The sequence below is a fragment of the Nocardiopsis halophila DSM 44494 genome (assembly GCF_000341245.1).
GTDB classification, from domain to species: domain Bacteria; phylum Actinomycetota; class Actinomycetes; order Streptosporangiales; family Streptosporangiaceae; genus Nocardiopsis_A; species Nocardiopsis_A halophila.
Window position 1 is genome coordinate 1 of sequence record NZ_ANAD01000221.1, and the last position, 3,543, is coordinate 3,543.

The following is a 3,543-nucleotide window of genomic DNA, read 5'->3' on the forward strand; positions in this document are numbered from 1 at the left end:
CCGCCTGGCAACCGAGCATGAGCGGGGGACCAGCCGCTCCGTCGTCGCCTGCCGGTCCTGGCTGTTCGTGTGCCCGGTGGTCGGCAGCGCTGCCGGTGGGCCCGCCGCCTCTTCGTCGCTGCCCGATACCTGTACCGCAGGGGCCCCGCCGCTCGGGAGGCAGGCAAGAGCGGGACGCCTGTCGCCACGGGGAAGCCCGGCGGGCGGGCCTGGAGGGGAGGAGGTCCGCCCGCCGGGCGGTCACAGGGCCCCGGTGCGGGATTCGGCGGAGGCCATGCCCAGCCAGGTGTGCGGGTTGCCCTCCCAGCACCAGCCCAGTTTGGGGGAGCGCTTACCGATCCACACGGCCGGGACGCGCCGGTCGCCGCAGCGCGATCCGGCCAGAGAGAAGCACTTGTTCTTCTCCAGCGCCTCCGGGAAGAGCGTCACGAACGCGATGCCTTCCTCGATGGTGAGCGGCGACCGTCCTCGGCGGCGGATCTCTTCCAAGGCGTCGTTGGGAACCGCCCCGCAGAACTCCTCGCCCCGGTCGGCGCCGAGGAGCAGGTAGGCCCGGGGCGCGGTGCCGGGCTCTCCCGGCCCGGTCGGCGGCACGGGTGGCGGTGCCGACTCGGGGACGGTCGTGAACCGGGCCAGTGCGCCCTCCTCGAAGGTGCGGTCGACGAAGCCCGGCCGGGTCCCGCGGGTGAGCCTGGTCAGCGGCATCGTCTCCTCGATCGGGACGGCCTCCCGTGTGATCACCAGCAGGAACGGCGCCCGGACCGGGGCGGGTGGCTCGGCGGCCTCGCCGGTCTCGGTCGCGTCGTGGGCCCCGGACGGCGCGTGCGCGAGGGCCTGCGCGCGCAGGGGCTCCACGAACGCGGCGAAGCCCTCCGCGTCCGTACCGCAGAGCCCGGGGTAACCCTTGTCGACCAGGACGCGGACCTGGCGGTCGAACTCCTCTGAGGCGGCGCGGGCGGCGCCGGTGGTGCGGGGAGGCGCGTTCTCCCCGGTAGTCGGTGCGTCGGGGATGGTCGTGGCGGGTGTGTGGGCCCTCCTCTCGTCGTACGCGGTGTCGGCGGTCCGGGGTGTGCGCGTCACGGGCACGGGGGGCGTCCCTTCTTAGTCGTACAGCGTACGAGGAACCTAACGCGGGGCGGGCCCGTCTTGTTCCCGAGGGAGGAATTTTTCGAAGTGGCGGGGATTCAGCCCGTTTCGCGTAACGGACGACCGAGGACAGCGTCGAACCGTCCACTCATATGGCCGTGGGTGTTCGTTTCCGCCCGGCGCACCGTCGAGGGCAAAGCCGCGGCGCCAGGGGCGGCGCGACCGCGTCCTCCACGCAGGACAGGCCGGATCCCGGGCCCGGACCCGGGCCTGAGGCGGGATGACGGATGTCATCGCCGCCGTACACCGGTCCGTCACCGAGCGCCGGTGACAGTGGTGTCTGGCCGTCGGCCCCCGTCCGGCGGGATGCTTGAGGCCGCGGACAGGAGAGGGAGGACGGAGACATGAACGAGCCGACGGAGCGGGGCCCCGACCGGCACGGGGACTCCGACGGAGGCGCCGCCGCCCCGGACGGCCCCTGGTACGCGCCCCCGGGCGGCCAGGCCCCCTCCGGTGGGGCCGTTCCGCCGCCCGTACCTCCGCCCCCGGAGCAGGCCGCCCCCGGCGGGTACCCCTGGGGTGCGCCCCCGGTGGCGGCCCCGCCGCCGCCGAAGGTCGACCCGGTGCCCGAGGGCGAGCCCTACCACCTGCTGGCCCGCACCGCGCGGAACCGGTGGTGGCGGCCGGTCGTGGGGACGCTGCTCATCTTCGGCTCCGGCCTGGTGACGGTGGTGGGGCTGAGCATGGTCCTCGTCGTGGCGGCGGCGTTCGCCGGCGTCGACATGACCGACCCCGAGGCGCTCTTCAGCGAGATGCCCGTCGCCACCCTCGTGGCCACCGCGCTCGGGCTGGCGCTGGCCCTGCCGCCGGTGCTGTTCGCCGTGCGGTTCGCCCAGCGGCGCCCGGTGGGCTCGGTCTCCTCGGTGGCCGGCCGGCTGCGGTGGCGCTGGATGGGCGTGTGCGCCGGTGTCGCCGTGGGCGCCATGCTGGTGGGCTGGGGGGTCGCGCTCACCTATGACCTGCTGTCCGGACAGGGCCTGGGGGAGTTCGGCGGCTGGGCCGGCTGGGCGGCCTTCCTGCCGCCGGCCGTGGCGATCGTGCTGCTCATCCCCTTCCAGGCGGCCGCCGAGGAGTACGTCTTCCGCGGCTGGCTGATGCAGGCCTTCGGCGCCTTCATGCGCACCCCGTGGCCGGGGGCGCTGGTCAGCTCGGTGATCTTCATGTCCCTGCACGGCTACCGGGACTGGGGGATGGTCTGGGTCTTCCTCTTCGGGCTCTGCCTGGCCTGGGTGACCATCCGCACGGGCGGCCTGGAGGCGGCGATCGGCCTGCACGTGGTGCACAACGTCGGCGGGTTCCTGCTGGCCGCCTCGGCGGGCGAGGCCGCCTCCCCGCTGGACCAGGGGGCGGTCTCCTGGGAGATCATGCTCGGCCCGGGGGTGGAGCTGGTCCTCTACCTGGCCGTGGTCTTCTTCCTGGCCAAGCGGATGGGCGTTCGCACCCGGTCGTGACCCGGGGCCGGTGCCCGGCCGGACGGACACCGGCCGGGACGCCCCGCTGAGACGACGAGGGGTCGGCGGTGCGGGCGGCGATGGGCGGCGGCGGGCGGTTGACGGTCGGCCCGCTGCCGGATGCCGCAGTGGAGCGCATCGCGCCCGGCATGCGGCGCGGTACCTCCGGAGGGCCGCCGACAGGTCCCCTGGGCTGGGCGGGACAGGTCCGGCCGGTGGGTGCGCGTAGCCCGAACGGCCCGTTCGAAACCCTCCTCCGACCGCGGCGCCGGGCTCAGGACGCGCAGCGGATCCGGGAGCGGGGCGGCGGCAGTCCCGCAGGTGCCGCGGTGCGGGTGATCCATGGGCCCGTTCGCGGAGGCGGGATGCTCATCCGGTCTCCGCCGCCGTCGACGGGGCGGGGCCCCCGGCGCCGCCTCAGCGTTCGTGGCGCAGGCGCTGGCGCACCCAGTAGATGTTCAGGCAGGCGCCCAGGAACCCGGCCGCGAAGACCACCGCCAGCAGCGTGTGGTGGGCCCACACCACCGCCAGCACCGTGGCCGCGAGCAGGACCGCGGCCCCGAACCAGGCCAGGATCAGGCGGAAGGCCAGGGCGCTGGCCGGGCGGTCGTGGCTGCCCAGGGCGCCCTTGAGGCGGCCGCGCCGCCCGCGCACACTGCCGGAGCCGCCCGCTCCGCCGTGCGGCATGCTCGCATCGGTCATCGTGTACCTCCGAGGACGACCCCGGTCTCGGCCGGGAGGGGTGCCGTCGGAGCCGAGTGCCACCGGACGGGGACCCCGCCTCCAGGCTACGCCGGGGGCGTCAGGACGCCGAGGGCCTCCGCACCCGGCGCTGGGACGGGCCCCGGACGGGTTTCGATGTCCCTCGAAATGCGCGGTCCGGCGCAGGAACGGGAGGCCGGTGCGGTCGTGGCCGTTGGAGTGGTGGAGCTTTCGGCCGCGTCCT

Annotated in this window: 3 protein-coding genes; 1 reads left to right on the top strand and 2 read right to left on the bottom strand. The window is 75.1% G+C overall.

What is annotated here, in order from left to right:
* Positions 1-240: 240 nt before the first annotated feature.
* Complete coding sequence (locus D450_RS0124385) at positions 241-1,080, bottom strand: DUF5701 family protein (RefSeq protein WP_241483271.1); 840 nt, start codon at positions 1,078-1,080, stop codon at positions 241-243.
* Positions 1,081-1,490: 410 nt separating this feature from the next.
* Here D450_RS0124385 and D450_RS0124390 point away from each other — a divergent pair, with 410 nt between their 5' ends.
* Positions 1,491-2,597: a CPBP family intramembrane glutamic endopeptidase gene (locus tag D450_RS0124390; protein WP_017541244.1), complete on the top strand. Its 1,107-nt coding sequence runs from the start codon at positions 1,491-1,493 to the stop codon at positions 2,595-2,597.
* A gap of 417 nt (positions 2,598-3,014) precedes the next feature.
* Here D450_RS0124390 and D450_RS0124395 read toward each other — a convergent pair whose 3' ends face one another.
* Positions 3,015-3,299 carry a hypothetical protein gene (locus tag D450_RS0124395; protein WP_017541245.1) on the bottom strand — a complete coding sequence of 95 codons (285 nt, stop codon included), beginning with the start codon at positions 3,297-3,299 and terminating at the stop codon, positions 3,015-3,017.
* Positions 3,300-3,543: the final 244 nt, after the last annotated feature.